This window comes from Nonomuraea helvata (genome assembly GCF_039535785.1).
Classification (GTDB): Bacteria; Actinomycetota; Actinomycetes; order Streptosporangiales; family Streptosporangiaceae; genus Nonomuraea; species Nonomuraea helvata.
The window spans coordinates 2,842,745-2,861,520 of sequence record NZ_BAAAXV010000009.1 but is presented as its reverse complement, the minus strand read 5'-3'; the positions used below and the strand labels follow the sequence as shown (position 1 = coordinate 2,861,520).

Here is an 18,776-nt window from a genome sequence, read left to right as displayed (position 1 = left end):
CGCGACTTACCAGTACCGCTTGATGCTGTCGAGCTCGCCAGGCCGGTTGGTCATGATGGCGTCGACGCCGTACGAGAGCAGGCGGCGCATGACACCAGGCCGGTCCGTCGGCCCGGTATAGACCCGCATGCCCTTGCCGTGCACCGTCCTGACCAGTTCCGGCGTGAGGCTGGAGCGCGGCAGGCTGAGCCCCTTGGCGAAGGTGCCCAGGTCGGAGAGCTTGCTCAGGTCCGGCTTGCCGAGCAGCGTGATGGGGACCTCGGGGATCATGCGGTGGAAGGACCGCATCGCGTTCCAGTCGAACGCCTGCACGACCAGCCCGCGGCCGCTCCACACGGAACGGTTCTGTCGCAGCAGGTTGGCCACCCGCTGGTCGATCCCGGCACTGCCCGGCGCGTGCTTGATCTCCAGCAGCAGCCCGACGCCGTACCGCCTCATGGCCTGCAGCGCCTCGCCGAGCGTGGGCACCTTCTCGCCGCGGTACCCCGAGGAGAACCACGAACCGGCGTCCAGCCGACGGATCTCCGCGAGCGTGAAGTCGGCGACCCGCCACGGGGACCGGTCGGGGAAGACCTGCTCGACGTTGGTGGTGCGGGACAGCGTCTGGTCGTGGATCAGGACGAGCTGCTGGTCCTTGGTCTGCTGGATGTCGAACTCGCATGCGTCGGCCCGCTGCATCCACGCCATGGTGCAGGCCGCGATGGTGTTCTCGGGGCCGTACGCGGCGCCGCCTCGGTGCGCGATGTTGTCGACCGACGGCGAGGCGTGAGCCGCACCCGGCATGCAGATCATGGTGGCCAGGGCCGCAGTGAAGGTGGCACCAAGCGGGCGATACATACTTCCTCCTCGGGCTAGTAACCCGAACCCGACAAAGCGTCTCTTATGTCGAATGCGAGGAAAGTTCCCGCTAGATGCCAGCAGCGATCGGTTTACCCGGCGTGTCGCTCATATCGGCACGAACTCTTTGCCCTGGTGGAAGCGCGGTTGGCGAGAGTGCTCCGCCGGCCAAGGATTCGTCGATCAGAGGGCGAGCCGGACCTCGTACTCCCCGAGCCACGCGTCGAGCTGCAGCATGCGCTCCAGCGCGGCGCGGTCGCCGCCGTTCTCGGCCGCCGGCCCGTCGATCAGCGCACGAACCCGGTCCAGGTCGATCACCTGTGCGCAGGCCGGGTCGCCGCGCTCGATCAGCGCGCGGGCCTCCTCACGCAGGGCCCGGTCGTACCCCGGGTCCTGGGTGGCGGGGTAGGGGCTCTTGACGCGCTGGAGGACCGAGTCGGGCAGCAGGTCGGCGGCGGCCGCGCGCAGCAGGCTCTTCTCGCGCCCGTCGAAGGTCTTCAGCGCCCAGGGGACGTTGAAGACGTACTCCACCAGCCGGTGGTCGCAGAACGGCACGCGCACCTCCAGCCCGACGGCCATGCTCATCCGGTCCTTGCGGTCGAGCAGGATCTGCACGAACCGGGTGAGATGCAGGTAGCTGATCTGCCGCATGCGCCGCTCGTGCCCCGTCTCACCGGGCAGCGCGGGCACCTCGGCGAGCGCCCTGCGGTAGCTCTCGTCCTGGTAGCCGGGGAGGTCGAGGAGGCGCAGCACGTCGTCCTCGAGCAGGCGGTCCACCCCGGTCAGCGGGGAGAGCCCGCCGACGAGCCAGGGGAAGGTGTCGGCCCCGACCGCCTCGGGGTCGTGGAACCACCGGTAGCCGCCGAAGACCTCGTCGGCCGACTCCCCCGAGAGTGCCACGGTGGAGTGCCCCCGGATCGCCTTGAACAGCAGGTACAGCGAGCTGTCCATGTCGCCGATGCCGACCGGCAGGTCGCGGGCGCGCAGGACGGCGGCACGCACGGACGGGTTCATCAGCTCGGCCGAGTCGAGCACGATGTCGGTGTGCTCGGCGCCGACGTGCCCGGCGAGCTCGTGCACGTACGGCGCGTCGGGCGTCGAGCGGGTGAGATCGGGCTTGAAGTGCTCGGTGTAGCCGGCGAAGTCGACGGCGAACGAGCGGACCGGGCCCAGCCCCTGGTCCCGCAGGCCCTTGGCGGCGATCGCGGTGATGGCACTGGAGTCGAGGCCGCCGGACAGCAGCGAGCACAGCGGCACGTCGCTGATCAGCTGGCGGGTGACGATGTCGTCCAGCAGGCCGCGCACCGTCTTGACCGTGAAGTCCACGTCGTCCGGGTGCTCCTTGGACTCCAGCTGCCAGTAGCGGCGCTTGCTGATCCCCTCGCGGCCCACCCGTACCAGCTGGCCCGGACGCACCTCGTACATGCCCTTGAAGATCCCGTGCTCCGGCGTCTTGACGAACGACATCAGCTCGCGCAGCCCGTCGGCGTCCAGCACCCGCTGCGCGAGCGGGTTGGCCAGGATCGCCTTGGGCTCCGACCCGAACAGCACGCCGTGCGGCGTCGGGTAGTAGTACAGCGGCTTGATGCCCATGCGGTCGCGTACGAGGAGCAGCTCCTCGCGGGCGGCGTCCCAGACCGCGAAGGCGTACATGCCGTTCAGGCGGGCGGCCAGCTCCTCGCCCCATTCGAGGTAGGCGCGCAGGACCACCTCGGTGTCGCTCTGGGTGCGGAAGCCGTGCCCGCGGGCGGTCAGCTCCGCGCGCAGCTCGCGGTAGTTGTACGCCTCTCCGCTGTACGTCAGCACGGCCGGCGCCCGACCGGCGTCGTCGGCGACCATCGGCTGCCGGCCGCCCGGGAGGTCGATGATGGCGAGCCTGCGGTGGCCGATGGCGGCGTGCGGCGCCGTCCAGAGCCCCTGGTCGTCGGGGCCGCGGCAGGCCATCGTGTCCGTCATGGCCTGGGCGATGTCCCCGGCGTCCCGCAGGTCCCGCTCGAAATCCACCCATCCGCAGATGCCGCACATATCGCTTTCCCCCGATTTCTCCGCAAGACCTGTCAGCTGCCCCGGCCTTGGCGGGATATCACTCGGGTAAACGCCTCTTGACCAGGAAGAACGGCTGGTACGCGCTGCAGCGGCGGACGGCCGACCTTTTCCCGCGGATAACAGTTGAAGAACAGCCGATAGCGGGATTGTGGCCGTATGCAGCAGCATGGATATGTGTCAGTCATTTCCGCCAGGCGGAGATCGACCTTGCGCCGCGGGCCGTACGTGGCCCGAGCGGTGGTGCAGCTGCTGTCCTGGCCGGCGCTGGAGGTGCGCGACACCCGGCGCGGCATCGCGTTCACGGTCCAGGGAATCGAGATCCTGCGCCTGACCGGCGCGGACGAGGTGCGCCTGCGCCTGACGGCGCCCGCGATCGAACGGCTGGAGCCCGAGCTGGGCGACTGCGATCAGGTCCAGCTCTGCGCCGACCACACGTGGGTGACCTTGAAGGTCGAGGCCGAGCCCGACCTCGACCTGCTCCTCGCCCTGACCAGCGTGGCGATCAAGGCGCACGCCGCATAAGGGCTTTTCAGGAGAGCGCGTCGAGGTCCACCAGCAGGTCGGCGCTCTCGCGGGTCGCGCGGATGGCGGCGGCGTTGGGCTCGTCCACCTCGGCGACCCAGCGGACGGCCTGATCGGGGGACTTGCCGAACGTGATGTGCCGCTGGGTGAGGCGGTCCAGGCGTACGCGGTCGTCGATCTCGACGTACCAGACCTCGGTCATGGCCGCTCGCACCTGCCGCCACGGATCGGCGTCGGCCAGGAGGTAGTTGCCCTCGCTGACCACGACGCGCGCGGCCGGCGGCACCGGGATGGCCCCCGCGATCGGCTGCTCGATCTCACGGTCGAACGACGGCGCGTACACGACGGCGGCGGTCTCGGCGCGGATGCGGCGCAGCAGCGCCAGGTAGCCGTGGGCGTCGAAGGTGTCCATGGCGCCCTTGCGCCGCAGCCGGCCGAGGCGTTCGAGCTCGACGTCGGCCAGGTGGAAGCCGTCCATCGGCACCCACACCGCCGGCAGCCCCGACGCCGTGAGGCGCTCGGCCAGCCGGCCCGCCAGCGTCGACTTGCCCGCGCCCGGGCATCCCGCGATGCCCACCACGACCCGCTCACCACTCGCGGCCAGCCCGTGGACCCGCTGGAGGAGCTGCTCACCGTTCACCGCACGAAGGATAGAGGTCGATGAGGGATGGAAGGATCGGAGTACTGAGGATTGACAGAAAGGCACATGAGATGGCTCCGAACATCGCCACCGCCCGCCACGTGGACCTGCCCGAACTGCTCGAGTTCCTCCGCCCCAGGCACCACGGCCTGCTCTCCACCACCCGCAAGAACGGGCGGCCCCAGCTCTCGCCCGTCACCTGCGGGGTGGACGAGGACGGCCGGATCGTGGTCTCCACGTACCCCGACCGCGCCAAGGCGCGCAACGCCCGCCGTGACGAGCGCGTGTCGATCTGCGTGGTGTCCGACGACTGGAACGGCCCGTACGTCCAGGTCGACGGCCGTGCCGAGGTCCTCGACATGCCCGACGCCCTCGAGGGGCTCGTCGAGTACTACCGGTGCATCTCCGGCGAGCACCCCGACTGGGACGAGTACCGCGCCGCCATGCGCCGTCAGGACAAGTCGCTGATCCGCATCCACATCGACGGCTGGGGTCCCATCGCGACCGGCGGCTTCCCCGCCCGCCTGGTGTCCGACTGACCCCTGCATCCCTAGCCCCAAATTTGGGTCGGCAAAAACCTTCAAATACCCCCTGTCCGGAATAACGGGCCTGGTGGTGGATAGGGAGACCTACAGGTTTCCTCGTCCTGGAGGAGGGGTCATGGCTGTTGCCCAGCCGCGAGCCACGTCCGACGGTAAAAAGCAGTACACGCTGGACCTGCCGATGATGAGCATTCAGGTCCGGCAGCCGGACGTCCGGTTGCCGCACATCGAGATGCCACACATGGAGATGCCGCGCATCAGCAGGCGGGAGATCGGCCACTACATGGACGTCGCCCGAACGTTCCTCCCGGCACCGGAGCGCATGGCCTATTACGGGGCGCTCGGCGCGCTCGCGGTCTTCGGCGTGCTCGACTGGCCCGTGGCGGCCGCCATCGGCGCGGGAACGGTCATCGCGCAGCGGCGGCCGCGGCAGGCACCGATGTTCGGCCGGCAGCCGAGCCGGCCGCAGGAGACCGCAGCGGCGGCCAAGGAGCCCACACCAACGAGCGGGCGGGCCACGACCACCCGGCGCGGCGCCGCGACCACCCGGGCCACGTCCACCCGGGGCAAGGCCGCCACGACCACCGCGGGGGCCGGCGGGCGCAAGACCACAGCAGGAAAGACGACCGCCGGGAAGACCACCGCCGGGAAGACCACGTCAACGTCGACCAGCAGGCGAAAGAGCACCTCGCCGAGCAAGTGAAGCCGCGACGCCGTAGACGGGAGGCCACATGGCGTTGTTCGGCCTGCTCTGTGCTGACACGCTGCTCGACATGCTCCCCCAGCCGATAAGGAGCATCCTCCCGCGCTCCCGCCGGGTACAGCCGTGCCCCGGCGGGGTCCGCATCGAGTTGCGGAACATCGGCGGACCGCGGACCGAGCGGCCCGCCCGCCTGTTGGAAGGGCGGCTGCGCGCTCTGGGCTCCCCGCGCGCCGAGGTGAACGGGGCGCTCGGCTCCGTGTTCGTGGCGTGCGACACCGAGACGGACGACGTGGACAAGTTCGTGGCCGTCGTGGAGGAGCTCGACGAACCGGACGGGACACCCGCCCCTGCTCGTGTGCTGGACGGCGCGGAGCAGCAGGCCCGCGCCGCCGTCAGTCTCGGCCTCCACCTGGCCGGCACCGGACTGGCCCTGGCGGGCCGGCTGGCCCGCGTCCCGCGGCTGTCCACGGCGGTCCCCGGCTTCCTCTCGCTGGCCGAGAACAGCCCGCGGGTCCACCGGGAGCTGGAGCAGCGCATCGGCAAGCCGGGCGCGGACGCGCTGATGACGGCGACCAGGATCGTCACGTACGCGCTGGCCATGCGGCCGTCGTCGCTGCTGATCGACTCCATCGCCGCGGCCGGCCGGTACGCCGCCGCGCGTTCCGGGTCGCAGGCCTGGGAGCTGCGCGAGAAGGAGTTCGCCGCCGCTGAGGGGGCCTACCGTCACACCAGGGCCGCCGCGGCCCCGCGCCCGGCCCCGCTGCCCAACGGGCCGGTGGAGCGCTACGCCGACGCGGCGAGCGTGGCGGCACTGGCCGGGCACGGCATCACCACGGTGCTCAGCCGCGACAACCAGCGGGGGCTGTCCGTGCTGATCGCCGGCATCCCCAGGGCCGCGAGCCACGGCAGGGACGCCTTCACCAGCGCCGTCGGCCGGAGCCTCGCCGGACGTGGCACGATCGTGCTCGACCGCGACGCGCTCTACCGCATGGACCGCATCGACGCCGTCGTCCTCGACGCCGCCGTGCTCACCACGGGCGCGTGGACGATCGACGGTGTCGTCCCGCTCACTCCCGAGGTGGATCCGGAGGAGCTGCACACCCGGCTGTACGCGCTCCTCGACCTCACCGACCCCTCGGCCCGGCGGGAGCTCGACGGGTGGAGCGCCGAGCCGCGTACGGAGACGCCCGAGGAGGGGGTCCGCTCGGTCGAGGTGGCGCGGGAGGGGACCCCGGTCGCCCTCGTCCACCTGGCCCGCGAGCTGCATCCGCTCGCCGAGGCCCTGGTGACGGCCCCGAGGGCGACGTGCGAGGTGATCCTGGCCGGCGGGGACCCCGCGCTCGCCCGGCGGCTGGGCGTGGAGCGGGTCGTCGAGAGCGGGAACCGGCTGGCCTCGTCGGTGCGGGCGCTGCAGGCCGAGGGGTACGCGGTCGCCGTGGTGTCGCGGCGCGGCCGGCGCGGGTTGCGCCAGGCCGACCTGGGCATCGGCGTGCTCGGCGGGATGCGCGCGGTCCCGTGGGACGCGGACGTGATCGGCCCGCTCGAGGGCGCGTACCTGCTGCTCCGGTGTCTGCCGGCGGCCAGGAAGGCGAGCGTCCGCAGCGTGTGGGTGGCGGGGGGCGGCTCGATCGCGGGGGCCGGGCTGGCACTGCTCGGCCCGGCCACGGCCGCGGTCGGACGTGCCAACCTGGTCCGCGACTGCACGTCGCTCGCCGCCATCGTGGCCGGGGAGTGGGCGGGCCGGAGCGCCGGGCGGACGGCCGCGCCAGTGCGCGCCGACCACACGCCCTGGCACGCCATGGCGGCCCGCGACGTCCTGGCCCGCCTCCGTACCTCGCCCGAGGGGCTGACCGAGGCGGAGGCCGAACGCCGCAGGACGGCCCCGGCACGCCCGCTGGTCACCGGCCCGGAGTCCCTGTTCAGCGCGTCCATGCACGAGCTGGCCAACCCGCTGACCCCGGTGCTGGCCGCCGGCGCGGGCGTGTCGGCCGCGGTCGGCTCGCTGCTCGACAGCGTGCTGATAGGCGGCGTGATGGGGGTGGACGCGCTGCTCGGCGGCGCCCAGCGGCGAAGCGCCGACCGGGCGCTGCACAGCCTCACCGAGACCACCGCCGTCCGGGTACGCCTACGCCGCCCCACCGGTGCCGTGGCGGGCTACGCCGACTCCCTGGTGCCCGGGGACGTGATCGAGCTGCGGGCCGGCGATGCCGTACCGGCCGACGGGAGGCTCATCCAGGCGCACGGGCTCGAGATCGACGAGTCCCCTCTCACCGGCGAGTCGCAGCTCGTCACCAAGACCGACGCGCCGACCGCGGCGCCCGCCATCGCGGAGCGCGCCTCGATGGTGTACGAGGGGACGACCGTCGCGGCGGGGCACGGTCTCGCCGTGGTCGTGGCCACGGGAGAGGCGACCGAGGCGGGCAGGACCGCCAGGCTGACCCAGGAAGGCCCGCCGCCGAGCGGGGTGGAGCTGCGCCTGCGCGCGCTGAGCCGCCGCATACTCCCCGCCGCCCTCGGCTCCGGCCTGCTCCTGATGGCCGTCGAGCTGCTCCGCGGCTCGCCGCTGTCGCAGGCGGTCGGACCCGCGGTGAGCATGATGGTCGCGGCGGTCCCCGAAGGGCTGCCCTTCGTCGCCACCGTGGCCGAGCTCGCCTCGGCCAAGCGGCTGTCGGCACACAACACACTGGTACGCAACCCGTCCACGATCGAGGCGCTCGGCCGGGTGGACGTGCTCTGCTTCGACAAGACGGGCACCCTCACCGAGGGCCACATCAGCCTGCGCCGGGTGTCGGACGGCCGGGTCGATCAGGCGGTGGAGGAGGCCACGCCCGAACTGAGGGCCATCGTCGGCGCGGCGCTGCGCGCGGGGCCCAGGTTCGAGGGCGGGCGCGCCATCCCGCACCCGACGGACCGCGCGATCGTGGACGGCGCGGGCAGGCTCGGCGTCACACCCCGGTACGGCCTGCGCACCTGGCAGCGCGTGGACGAGCTGCCCTTCGAGCCGGCCCGCGGCTACCACGCCGTGCTCGGCCGGTCCGAGTCGGGGCAGCTGCTGAGCGTCAAGGGCGCTCCCGAGATCGTGTTGACCGCCTCCACGAGCATCGTGATCGACGGGAAGAAGGTCCCGCTGGACGACCGGATCAGGCGGCAGCTGGAGGAGGAGGTGGACCGGCTCGCCCTGCGCGGCTACCGCGTGCTCGCCGTCGCCGAGCGTCCCGCCTCCAGCCGCGCCGACCTCGACGAGTCCCGCATCGAGAGCCTGTGCTTCCTTGGGTTCCTCGGTCTGGCCGATCCGGTGCGCCCGACGGCCAAGCGGAGCGTGGAGGGGCTCATCCGGGCCGGCGTACGCGTCGTCATGCTCACCGGCGACCACCCCAGCACGGCTGAGGCCATCGCCGCGGAGACCGGCGCGCTGAACGGCCTGCGCGTCATGACCGGCCCCGAACTCGAGGAGCTGGACGACGACAAGCTGGCCGAGGCGCTGGCGGAGGTGGCGGTGTTCGCCAGGGTCACACCCGAGCACAAGGCCCGGATCGTCACCTGCCTGCGCAAGGCCGGCAGCGTCGTGGCCGTGACCGGCGACGGGGCCAACGACGTGCCCGCGATCCGGCTGGCCGACGTGGGCGTGGCGCTGGGGTCGCACGCCGCCCCCGCCACCAGGGCCGCCGCCGACATCGTGGTGATCGACGACCGCATCGAGACGATCATCGACGCGATCGTCGAGGGCCGGGCCATGTGGGCCTCCGTACGCGACGCGCTCGGCATCCTGCTCGGCGGCAACGTCGGAGAGATCGCCTTCACCCTCGGATCGAGCCTGCTCACCGGGCGCAGCGCGCTCAACGCCCGCCAGCTCCTGCTGGTCAACATGCTCACCGACATGCTGCCCGCGATGGCGGTGGCCGTCCGGCCGCCCAGCGCCGCGAGCCCCGAGAAACTGCTCGCCGAGGGCCCCGAGGCCTCGCTCGGCGCGGCCCTGACCCGCGACATCTACCTGCGCGCCGTCACCACGGCCGTCGCGGCGGGAGCGGCGTGGCTGCTGGCCCGGATGACCGGCACCCGCGGCAGGGCGGATACGGTGGGGCTCATCGGGCTGGTGTCGGCCCAGCTGACGCAGACTCTGGCGCTGGGCGGCCGGGATCGGACGGTGGTGCTCGCCGCGGTGTCGTCCCTGGCCGCGCTGGGTGTGATCGTCTCGGTGCCCGGGCTCAGCCAGCTCTTCGGCTGCCGCCCGGTGGGCCCTGTGGGCTGGGGGATCGGGCTCGGCTGCGCCGTGGCCGCGGCCGTGGTGGCGGCGATGATCGAACGGCCGGCCTCGGAGTAGTCATCGTCTGTTCACCGAATGGACACCTGAAGCGTGACCGTATAGACACCTTTCTACCGAAATATGTCCTTAAGTGAAGTTTCGTTAGTGAGGTAGAGAGTTGTCCGAGTTCCTGGCCTCCCTGCTTGCCAAGGCCGCCCTGATGCTGCTTGAGGCGCTGATCACGCGCTTCATCCAGAGCTTCGCCGCGTCGATCTTCCAGCCCGCGGGTTTCCGGTTCGCCTAGAGGCCTCGTCGGCCAGGGTTCTCCGAGCCGTCGGCTCGACGTCATCGGCTGGTGTACGGCGCCTGCTGAGAATCGCGCATGCGCAAATCTCTGTTCATGGCTGCCCTCATCGCATCGTCGCTGGTCGTGCCGTCCGGCTCGGCGCACGCCGCCCCCTCCGGCACGGAGGGCGGGTCCGCCGTCACCTTCGCCCTCATCGGCGACACCCCGTACGGCGACGAGCAGCAGGCCGCGCTGCCGAGCCTGATCGGAGCCGTCAACGCCGACCGGGACGTACGTTTCGTGCTCCACGCGGGCGACGTCAAGAGCGGCTCCACCACCTGCGACGACGCCCGCTTCGCCACTCTGGCCACCCTTTTCGGCACCTTCGACGAACCGTTCGTGCTGACCCCCGGCGACAACGAGTGGACCGACTGCCACCGCACCGCCGCGGGCGGTTACCTTCCCACCGAACGCCTGGAAGCGGTCCGCCGCGTGTTCTACCCCGTCGCGGGGCGTACGCTCGGCGGGCACCCGATGGGCGTGCGGACCCAGGCCCGCGACCCACGCCACCGTGACTACCGGGAGAACGTGCTGTTCACCCGGGCCCGCGTGGTCTTCGCCACGGTGCACGCGGTCGGCAGCGAGAACGACCTGGCGCCGTGGAGCCAGTTGCCCGGCGGCGACCGCCCGCAGGAGCGGCTGGCCGAGTTCGAGGCGCGCAAGGCCGCCGCGCTCGACTGGATCGACGACGCCTTCGCCGTCGCCGGCCGTACGAACGCGCCGGGCGTGCTGCTGATGATGCAGGCCGAGCCCACGGACACGCCGGGGTTCGCCGACATCAGGGCCAGGATCGTGGAGCGGGCGCGGGCCTACGGCAAGCCGGTCCTGCTCGTGCACGGCGACGAGCACGTCTACGAGGTGGAGCCCGGGTACGCCGGGGTGCCCAATCTGACCCGCCTGGAGACGTACGGCGACACCGCCGCCCACTGGCTGCGGGTCACGGCCGACCCCAGGACCTCCGCCGTCTTCTCCTGGCAGCCGCAGACCGTGACCGGGTCCTGACGCAGGAACGTCACCGTGGCCGCGTTCGTTGTGCAGGACAGGCGGACCACCGAGTTTCCCGGGAGTTCAGCGTGGAGATCACTGGCATCATTTCCGGCCTCATCATCGGCATCGTGATCGGCGCACTGGGGCGGCTCGTCCTCCCAGGCCGCCAGCGCATTCCCATCTGGCTGACGATCGTGATCGGCGTGATCGCGGCGCTCGTGGGCACCGCGATCGCGGCCGCTCTCGGCGTCGCCGACACCCGCGGGGTCGACTGGATCGAGTTCGGCATCCAGATCGCCCTGGCCGCTCTCGGCGTCTCGCTGGCCGTCGGCCTGTACGGCGGCAAGCGGCGGCGCGAGTAGCGGTGTTCCGAACGGCCACAGGTCAGCGATCCTGTGGCCGTTCGCGCGGGCGCGCCGCTGCGAGACTGTGGGGATGGACACAGTTGAGGTGAATGGTCTGCGGCTGGCCTACAGCACACGGGGAGCGGCGTCGGCGCCGCCCGTGATCCTGCTGCACTCGCTCGGCGAGAGCGGCTCCACGTGGGACGTCGTGGCGCCCGCGCTGGCCGGGACCCATCGCGTGTACACGGTGGACCTGCGCGGGCACGGCAGCAGCGACCGGGCCGGCGAGTACTCGTTCGAGCTGATGCGAGACGACCTGCGTGCCGCCCTGGACACGCTGGGCCTGTCCAAGGTGACGTTGATCGGACATTCGCTCGGAGCCATGGTCTCCTGGCTCCTGGCGGGCGAAGATCCCGAGCGCGTGGACCGGCTGATCCTGGAGGAGCCGCCGCCACCGGTGGCGGCGAACCCGCCACGGACGTTGCCCGAGGACCCCGACCCCGACGCGCCCTTCGACTGGAACGCCGTCGCCGCCGTCTACCGCCAGCGCAACGAGCCCGATCCCGCCTACTGGGACCTGCTCAAGCACATCACGGCCCCCACCCTGGTCATCGCCGGAGGGCAGCAGAGTCAGTTGCCGCAAGATCAGCTCGCCCGGATAGCGGAACTCGTACCCGACGGGCACATGACGACGATCCCGTCGGGACATCACGTCCACCGGGACCGGCCGGAGGCGTTCATCGCCGCGGTGAGCGCCTTCCTCGCGTGAGACCGGCCGGCCGGCGCGCCCATCCGGTCAAACTCCCCGAATCGCAGACATCAGCCGATTTTTCGGACGATCGTGTGCAAATCTCCCGAGATCATGGCATCCTCTCGCAGATGCGGCCGAACTGGCACGCGCATCCACAATCTGTAAGAGGAGCTTGACATGGACCGGAGAGGGTTTCTCACGCTGACCGGCGCCACCGGACTGGCCACCCTCGGACTCGCCGGCCCGGCCGAAGCGGCCGGCGGCTATTTCTTCAACCGCCGCATCCCGGACGAGGCGCACAAGACGATGGGGAAGATGGCGCCCTCCGGCATCACCACGTTCTCGTTCACGCCGTCCAACGGCTGGGTCATCGTGACGCAGAAGGGCGGCTACTTCGCGCGCAACATCCCTGACGAGTGCTTCGCCAAGCTGAAGCAGATGATCGCGGACGGCAACCGGATCCATTGCGTCGCCTTCACCCCTGGAGGCGGCTGGGTGATCACGGGTGACCGCACGCTGTTCGCCCGCAACATCCCCGAGGAGTGCTACCAGCGGATCCTCTCGTACTACAAGGCCGGCCAGCAGGTCGTGCACGTCGCCTTCCCCCCGGGGGGCGGCAACCGCTGGGTCGTGGTCGCCACGAAGGGCTTCTACGCCCGCAACATCGACGAGGCGTGCTACCAGAAGATGCGTGAGCTGTCGCGCGCCGGGCACCGCGTGACCCGGGTCGCCTTCCCCTACACCGGCGGCTGGGCCGTCGTCGCAGGGAACGCCTTCTACACCCGCGGCATCGACAACGAGTGCTTCCAGACGATGCGGAAGTTCGCCGCGAAGCGCCTGCCGATCCACAACGTGGCCTTCTCCCCCGTCAACAACGGCTGGTCACTGATCTCCCGCGGCTGACCGAGACTCCCCCCAGGTAGGCCCGGCTCCTCAAGGAGCCGCCGCCTCCCGACACGCGGGGCAGGCGGCGAGGGTGATTCAGTCTGTGCTTATTCCGTTGCAGACTGTAATGATGGGGGTTCGGGTGCGGGTCGAAGGCGTGGTCCAGGGGGTGGGGTTCCGGCCCTTCGTGCACGGGCTGGCGACGCGGCTGGGCCTGGCGGGCCGGGTGGGCAACGACGCCCACGGCGTCTTCGTCGAGCTGGAGGGCGGCCGCGATCAGATCGGCGAGTTCCTCGTACGGCTGGAATGCGACGCGCCCCCACTGGCCTCGATCGAACGGGTCACCGTCACCTCGACCCCCCGTGCGACGCGGGCAGGCGGCCGGTTCCGCATCGTCGAGAGCGACCCGTCGGGAACGTCCCGCACGCTGGTGTCGCCCGACATCGCGACCTGCGACGACTGCCTGGCCGAGCTGGCCGACCCCGCTGACCGGCGCTACCGCTACCCCTTCGTCAACTGCGTCAACTGCGGGCCGAGAATGACGATCGTGCGGTCGATGCCGTACGACAGGCCGCTGACGACGATGGCCGGGTTCGAGATGTGCGGCGACTGCCGCGCCGAATACCACGATCCGGCCGATCGCCGCTTTCACGCCCAGCCCATCTGCTGCCCGGCCTGCGGCCCCACGCTCAGCCTGATGGGCGCGGCTGGCGACCCGCTGACCGGGGCCGCCGAGGTGCTGCGGGCGGGCGGGGTGCTGGCGGTGAAGGGCATCGGCGGGTACCACCTCGCGGTGCTCGCCTCCGACGAGAGCGCCGCCGCCGAGCTGCGGCGGCGCAAGCGGCGCGCGGACAAGCCGTTCGCCGTCATGGTCGCCGACCTGGACGAGGCCCGGCGGCTGTGCGAGGTGGGCGGCGCGGACGGCGTGGGCGCGGCGCTGCTGACCGATCGCGCGCGCCCGATCGTGCTGCTGCCGCGCCGCCCGGAGGCGGTGGTCGCCGGCGCGGTCGCACCGGGCGAGCGCTGCCTCGGGCTGATGCTGCCGTACACGCCGCTGCACCACCTACTGCTCGCCGCCGTGGGCGCGCCCATCGTGCTGACCAGCGGCAACGGCTCGGACGAACCCATCGCGTACGACGACCGCGACGCCCTGGACCGGCTCGGCGGCATCGCGGACGCGTTCCTCACGCATGACCGGCCCATCCACCTCCGTGCCGACGACTCGGTGGTGCGCCCCTTCCGGGGGCGAGGGATGATCCTGCGGAGGTCGCGCGGCCACGCCCCTCGCCCCTTCACGCTGCCGTACGAGGCGCCCCGGCACATCCTCGGCTGCGGCGCCGAGCTGAAGAGCACGTTCTGCCTGGGGAAGGGGCGTCACGCGTTCGTCTCCCCGCACATCGGCGACCTGGAGAACTACGAGACGCTCCGGTCCTACGCCGAAGGGATCGAGCACTTCGCCGCGCTCTTCGGTGTGCGCCCTGAGGTGGTCGCGTACGACCCGCATCCGGAGTACCTGTCCAGCAAGCACGCCCTGGACCTGAGCGACGTCGAGCTGACCGCCGTACAGCACCACCACGCGCACATCGCCTCCTGCCTGGCCGACAACGGCGAGCACGGGCGGGTGATCGGGGTCGCGTTCGACGGGCTCGGCTACGGGCTCGACGGGACCCTGTGGGGCGGCGAGTTCCTCCTGGCGGACCTGGTGTCGTTCGAGCGGGCCGGGCATCTGGCGCCCGTGCCGATGCCGGGTGGCAGCGCGGCGATCCGTCAGCCGTGGCGCATGGCCGCCGCGTACCTGGAGGGTGACGGCGCGGAGCTGGACGTGGCCCGGCGTCATGAGCGGTGGTGGGCGAGCGTGACGTCGCTGATGCGCGGCGCGCCGGTGACCTCGAGTGCGGGGCGGCTGTTCGACGCCGTGGCGGCGCTGCTCGGCGTGCGGGACACGATCAGCTACGAGGGGCAGGCCGCGATCGAGCTGGAGCGGCTCGCCGATCCGGCCGAGCGGGGCGCCTACCCGGCGGCCGTGTCCGACGACCTCGTCGTGGCGGGCGCGGATCTGGTGCGGGCCGCCGCGGCGGACCTGGTCGCGGGGGTCGAGCCGGCCGTCATCGCCGCCCGCTTCCACAACGGCGTCAGCGAGGTCATCGTGCGCTGCTGCCGCCTGCTGCGCGACGCCACGGGGTTGGCGACGGTGGCCCTGTCCGGCGGCGTCTTCCAGAACGTGCTGCTGCTCGGGCGCACGGTGGAACGGCTGAGCGGCGCGGGGTTCCGGGTGCTCACCCACGCCGGCGTGCCGGCCAACGACGGCGGCATCAGCCTCGGCCAGGTGGCCGTGGCCGCCGCCCGTGACCGGCTCCGCGCGTACGGGGATCAGCCCTGAGGCCGGCTCCGCGCGTACGGGACCCTGCGACCGCCTCCAGCCGCGACGGCGATCAGTCCTCGGCGGGTTTCTCCTGATGCGGCCAGGGCGAGGCGCCGACCACGACCCCGTACAGCAGATGGTCGGCCAGTAGCGCGAGCCGCTCCACGGTGGTGCGGGGATGGCGGGGCAGGCCGAGCGCGGGCGCGATGGCCGTCTCGAAGGCGGCCCAGATCGCCGCCCCGTAGACCGGGCCGACCCAGGGACGGCCGCGCACCGTGGAGGGCAGCAGCCCGAACAGCACCCCGCCGCACGCGCCGTACCCCCAGTGCGCCAGCTCGACGAGGGCCGGCCGCTGCTTGGGACGCACCCGGCGGAAGATCCTGGGCATGGTGCGTTCGAGCACGGACTCGGGCGGGACCTTCGCCACCAGGCCGATCGACGTCGTCAGCTGCCGGAGCCCGGACATCGCCATGGCGCCGATCGCGCCCCGGGCGCCGGCGCGCGGAAGGGAGCGCCGGGGCCGGACGGCCACGCGTTCCCGCAGGTCCGCGTATGGCCCGGTACGGGGCGGCAGGGTGTGGGTCATGGTTTACAACCCTCCTCAATACGGTATGTCCGCTACGTAGAGTTGCAGGTCCGCTACCAATCGAAGCGCGACCTAAACCTCTACAGGGCCAAGAAGGGGGCTTGGGCCATGACAACCACGCAAACGCCGACTGCTCTTGAAGAGGTGCACATCCTGTGGACCTCGGAGGGCATGAGCTGCGACGGTGACACCGTCTCGGTCACCGCCGCCACACTGCCGAGTCTGGAGGACGTCCTCCTCGGGCTCGTGCCGGGACTGCCCAAGGTGCACCTGCACAACAAGGTGCTGGCCGCCGAGGTGGGCGACGCCTTCATGGCCCCATTCCACCGGGCGCACAGGGACGAGCTCGGCCCGTTCATCTTCGTCGTCGAGGGCTCCATCCCGAACGAGCGGATCAACGGCGACGGCTACTGGACGTCGATGGGCAACGACCCGGTCACCGGAGAGCCCATCACGGTCAACGAGTGGATCGACCGGCTCGCGCCCAAGGCGTGGGCGGTCGTCGCGGCCGGCACCTGCGCGACGTACGGGGGCATCCACGCGATGGCCGGCAACCCGACGGGCTGCATGGGGCTGGCCGACTATCTGGGCAAGGACTTCCGCTCGGCCGGCGGCCTGCCCATCGTCAACGTGCCGGGCTGCCCGGTCCAGCCGGACAACTTCATGGAGACGCTGACCTGGCTGCTCTACCAGGCCGCCGGCCTGGCCCCGATGATCCCGCTGGACGAGATGCTCCGCCCGACCTGGCTGTTCGGCAAGACGGTGCACGAGGGCTGTGACCGGGCCGGCTACTACGAGCAGGGCGACTTCGCCCGCGACTACAGCTCGCCGAAGTGCCTGGTGCGCGTCGGCTGCTGGGGCCCGGTGGTCAACTGCAACGTCACCAAGCGCGGCTGGATGGACGGCCTCGGCGGCTGCCCCAACGTGGGCGGCATCTGCATCGCGTGCACGATGCCCGGCTTCCCCGACAAGTTCATGCCGTTCATGGACGAACCCCCCGGCGCGGCGGTGTCGGTGGCGCTCAGCAGCCAGTACGGCCGGCTGATCCGCCGCCTTCGCGCCTTCACCAACAACGCGGCGAACAAGGAGCCCAAGTGGCGCCACAACCGCCGCAAGCTGACGAGCGGGTTCGACCCCCGCTGGGGAAACGGTTGAGAGGGAGAGCGGCGAGGTGGCAATCCGTACGGAGCCGACCAAGAAGCGGGCGGGCGAGACCCGCGAGCTGGTGGAGATGTCCTGGGACCCGATCACCAGGATCATCGGCAACCTGGGCATCTACACGAAGATCGATTTCAAGAACCGCGAGGTCGTCGAGTGCAAGAGCACCTCGTCGCTGTTCCGCGGCTACAGCGTGTTCATGAGGGGCAAGGACCCTCGCGACGCGCACTTCATCACCAGCCGCATCTGCGGCATCTGCGGCGACAACCACGCGGTGTGCTCGATCTACGCCCAGAACATGGCCTACGGGATCAAGCCCCCTCCCCTGGCTGACTGGATCATCAACCTGGGCGAAGCGGCCGAGTACATGTTCGACCACACGCTCTTCCAGGACAACCTGGTCTTCGTCGACTACTGCGAGCAGATGGTCAAGGAGACCAACCCCAACCTGCTGCGCCGGGCCGAGACGACCGATGCGCCCAACGCCGGCGTCCACGGCTACCGGACGATCGCCGACATCATGCGCGCGTTCAACCCGTTCAGCGGCGACCTCTACAAGGAGGCACTGCAGGTCAGCCGGATCACCAGGGAGATGTGCTGCCTGATGGAGGGCAGGCACGTGCACCCGTCGACGCTGTACCCGGGCGGCGTGGGCACGGTCGCGACGCCCCAGGTGTTCACCGACTACATGTCACGGCTGCTGAAGGTCCTCGACTTCGTGAAGAGGGCCGTGCCGATGAACGACGACATCTTCGACTTCTTCTACGAGGCGCTGCCCGGCTACGAGGAGGTCGGCCGCAGGCGCGTGATGCTCGGCTGCTGGGGCGCCTTCCAGGACCCGGCGGTGGTCGACTACGACTACCGGAGCATGAACGGCTGGGGCCGCCGGATGTTCGTCACGCCGGGCATCGTCCTGGACGGCGAGCTGCTGACCACCAACCTGGTGGACATCAACCTCGGCATGCGGATCCTGCTGGGCAGCTCGTACTACGACGACTGGCAGGCCGAGGAGACGTTCGTCACCCACGACCCGCTCGGCAACCCGGTGGACCAGCGCCACCCGTGGAACCAGACGACACTGCCCAGGCCGCAGAAGCGCGACCTGGAGAGCGGCAACTACAGCTGGGTGATGAGCCCCCGCTGGTACGACTCGCGCACCGACGACTACCTGGCGCTCGACACCGGCGGCGGCCCGCTGGCCCGGCTGTGGTCCACGGCGCTCGGCCGCCTCGTCGACACCGGCACGGTCCGCTCCACCGGGCAGAGCGTGGAGATCAACCTGCCCAGGAGCGCGTCCCTGCCGGAGACGCAACTGGAGTGGAAGATCCCGCGCTGGGCGAACACGCTCGAGCGCAACCGCGCCCGCGCCTACTTCGTGGCGTACGCGGCGGCGATGGCGTTCTACTTCCTCGAGCAGGCGATGGGCGAGGTCAGGGCCGGGCGCACGCAGGTGTTCACCGACTTCGACGTGCCCGACGAGGCGATCGGGGTCGGCTTCCACGAGGCGGTGCGCGGGGTGCTCTCGCACCACATGGTGATCCGCGAGGGCAAGATCGCGAACTACCATCCGTACCCGCCGACGCCGTGGAACGCCAGCCCGCGCGACATGCACGGCACGCCGGGGCCCTATGAGGACGCCGTGCAGGGCATGCCGATCTTCGAGGAGAACGGCTCCGAGTCGTTCAAGGGCATCGACATCATGCGTACCGTGCGCAGTTTCGACCCGTGCCTGCCCTGCGGCGTGCACATGTACCTGGGCGACGGCAAGGTGCTCAAGCAGGTGCATTCGCCCACCTTCGGCGCGAGCTTCTCCGGCTAGGGACG

16 protein-coding genes are annotated in these 18,776 nt (G+C 71.1%); 12 read left to right on the top strand and 4 right to left on the bottom strand.

What is annotated here, in order from left to right; all coding sequences use genetic code 11:
* Positions 1–6: 6 nt before the first annotated feature.
* Together ABD830_RS46690 and asnB are read right to left on the bottom strand one after the other, a co-directional pair.
* On the bottom strand, positions 7–837 hold the full coding sequence (locus tag ABD830_RS46690; protein ID WP_345001820.1) for a glycerophosphodiester phosphodiesterase: 831 nt from the start codon (positions 835–837) through the stop codon (positions 7–9).
* Positions 838–1,020: 183 nt separating this feature from the next.
* A complete protein-coding gene (gene asnB, locus ABD830_RS46685) occupies positions 1,021–2,841 on the bottom strand; it encodes an asparagine synthase (glutamine-hydrolyzing) (protein WP_378520714.1) in 1,821 nt (606 codons plus the stop codon).
* Positions 2,842–3,057: 216 nt separating this feature from the next.
* On the opposite strand from asnB, the gene ABD830_RS46680 reads away from it, so the two are divergent.
* Positions 3,058–3,405, top strand: a complete 348-nt coding sequence (locus ABD830_RS46680) for a luciferase domain-containing protein (protein WP_345001815.1) — start codon at positions 3,058–3,060, stop codon at positions 3,403–3,405.
* Between the two features lie 7 nt (positions 3,406–3,412).
* Here the strand turns inward: ABD830_RS46680 and ABD830_RS46675 are convergent, their stop codons facing one another.
* The gene (locus tag ABD830_RS46675) at positions 3,413–4,045 is read right to left on the bottom strand and encodes a nucleoside/nucleotide kinase family protein (RefSeq protein ID WP_345001813.1); all 633 of its coding nucleotides are present in this window, start codon (positions 4,043–4,045) and stop codon (positions 3,413–3,415) included.
* A gap of 71 nt (positions 4,046–4,116) precedes the next feature.
* Between ABD830_RS46675 and ABD830_RS46670 the strand changes: the two genes are divergently transcribed.
* The 9 genes from ABD830_RS46670 to hypF all read left to right on the top strand — a co-directional run bounded on the left by ABD830_RS46670 (position 4,117) and on the right by hypF (position 15,226).
* Positions 4,117–4,584, top strand: coding sequence for a PPOX class F420-dependent oxidoreductase (locus ABD830_RS46670; RefSeq protein WP_345001811.1), 468 nt, complete (start codon positions 4,117–4,119; stop codon positions 4,582–4,584).
* Between the two features lie 121 nt (positions 4,585–4,705).
* Entirely contained in the window at positions 4,706–5,290 is a 585-nt protein-coding gene (locus ABD830_RS46665) for a hypothetical protein (RefSeq protein WP_345001809.1), read from the top strand.
* Positions 5,291–5,318: 28 nt separating this feature from the next.
* Positions 5,319–9,611, top strand: coding sequence for a cation-translocating P-type ATPase (locus ABD830_RS46660; RefSeq protein WP_345001807.1), 4,293 nt, complete (start codon positions 5,319–5,321; stop codon positions 9,609–9,611).
* A gap of 100 nt (positions 9,612–9,711) precedes the next feature.
* Entirely contained in the window at positions 9,712–9,837 is a 126-nt protein-coding gene (locus ABD830_RS46655) for a hypothetical protein (RefSeq protein WP_345001805.1), read from the top strand.
* Positions 9,838–9,933: 96 nt separating this feature from the next.
* Positions 9,934–10,881 carry a metallophosphoesterase gene (locus tag ABD830_RS46650; protein WP_345001803.1) on the top strand — a complete coding sequence of 316 codons (948 nt, stop codon included), beginning with the start codon at positions 9,934–9,936 and terminating at the stop codon, positions 10,879–10,881.
* A gap of 71 nt (positions 10,882–10,952) precedes the next feature.
* Positions 10,953–11,228 (top strand): GlsB/YeaQ/YmgE family stress response membrane protein, encoded by a 276-nt coding sequence (locus tag ABD830_RS46645; protein WP_345001801.1) that lies wholly within the window; start codon positions 10,953–10,955, stop codon positions 11,226–11,228.
* 73 nt (positions 11,229–11,301) lie between these two features.
* Positions 11,302–11,979, top strand: a complete 678-nt coding sequence (locus ABD830_RS46640) for an alpha/beta fold hydrolase (protein ID WP_345001799.1) — start codon at positions 11,302–11,304, stop codon at positions 11,977–11,979.
* Positions 11,980–12,138: 159 nt separating this feature from the next.
* Positions 12,139–12,864, top strand: a complete 726-nt coding sequence (locus ABD830_RS46635) for a WD40 repeat domain-containing protein (protein ID WP_345001797.1) — start codon at positions 12,139–12,141, stop codon at positions 12,862–12,864.
* 112 nt (positions 12,865–12,976) lie between these two features.
* Positions 12,977–15,226, top strand: a complete 2,250-nt coding sequence (hypF, locus tag ABD830_RS46630) for a carbamoyltransferase HypF (protein ID WP_345001795.1) — start codon at positions 12,977–12,979, stop codon at positions 15,224–15,226.
* Between the two features lie 52 nt (positions 15,227–15,278).
* On the opposite strand, the gene ABD830_RS46625 is transcribed toward hypF, so the two are convergent.
* On the bottom strand, positions 15,279–15,794 hold the full coding sequence (locus tag ABD830_RS46625) for a hypothetical protein (RefSeq protein WP_345001793.1): 516 nt from the start codon (positions 15,792–15,794) through the stop codon (positions 15,279–15,281).
* A gap of 108 nt (positions 15,795–15,902) precedes the next feature.
* Between ABD830_RS46625 and ABD830_RS46620 the strand changes: the two genes are divergently transcribed.
* Both ABD830_RS46620 and ABD830_RS46615 read left to right on the top strand, forming a co-directional pair.
* Positions 15,903–16,949 (top strand): NADH-quinone oxidoreductase subunit B family protein, encoded by a 1,047-nt coding sequence (locus ABD830_RS46620; protein WP_345001791.1) that lies wholly within the window; start codon positions 15,903–15,905, stop codon positions 16,947–16,949.
* Between the two features lie 16 nt (positions 16,950–16,965).
* Complete coding sequence (locus ABD830_RS46615; protein ID WP_345001789.1) at positions 16,966–18,771, top strand: nickel-dependent hydrogenase large subunit; 1,806 nt, start codon at positions 16,966–16,968, stop codon at positions 18,769–18,771.
* Positions 18,772–18,776: the final 5 nt, after the last annotated feature.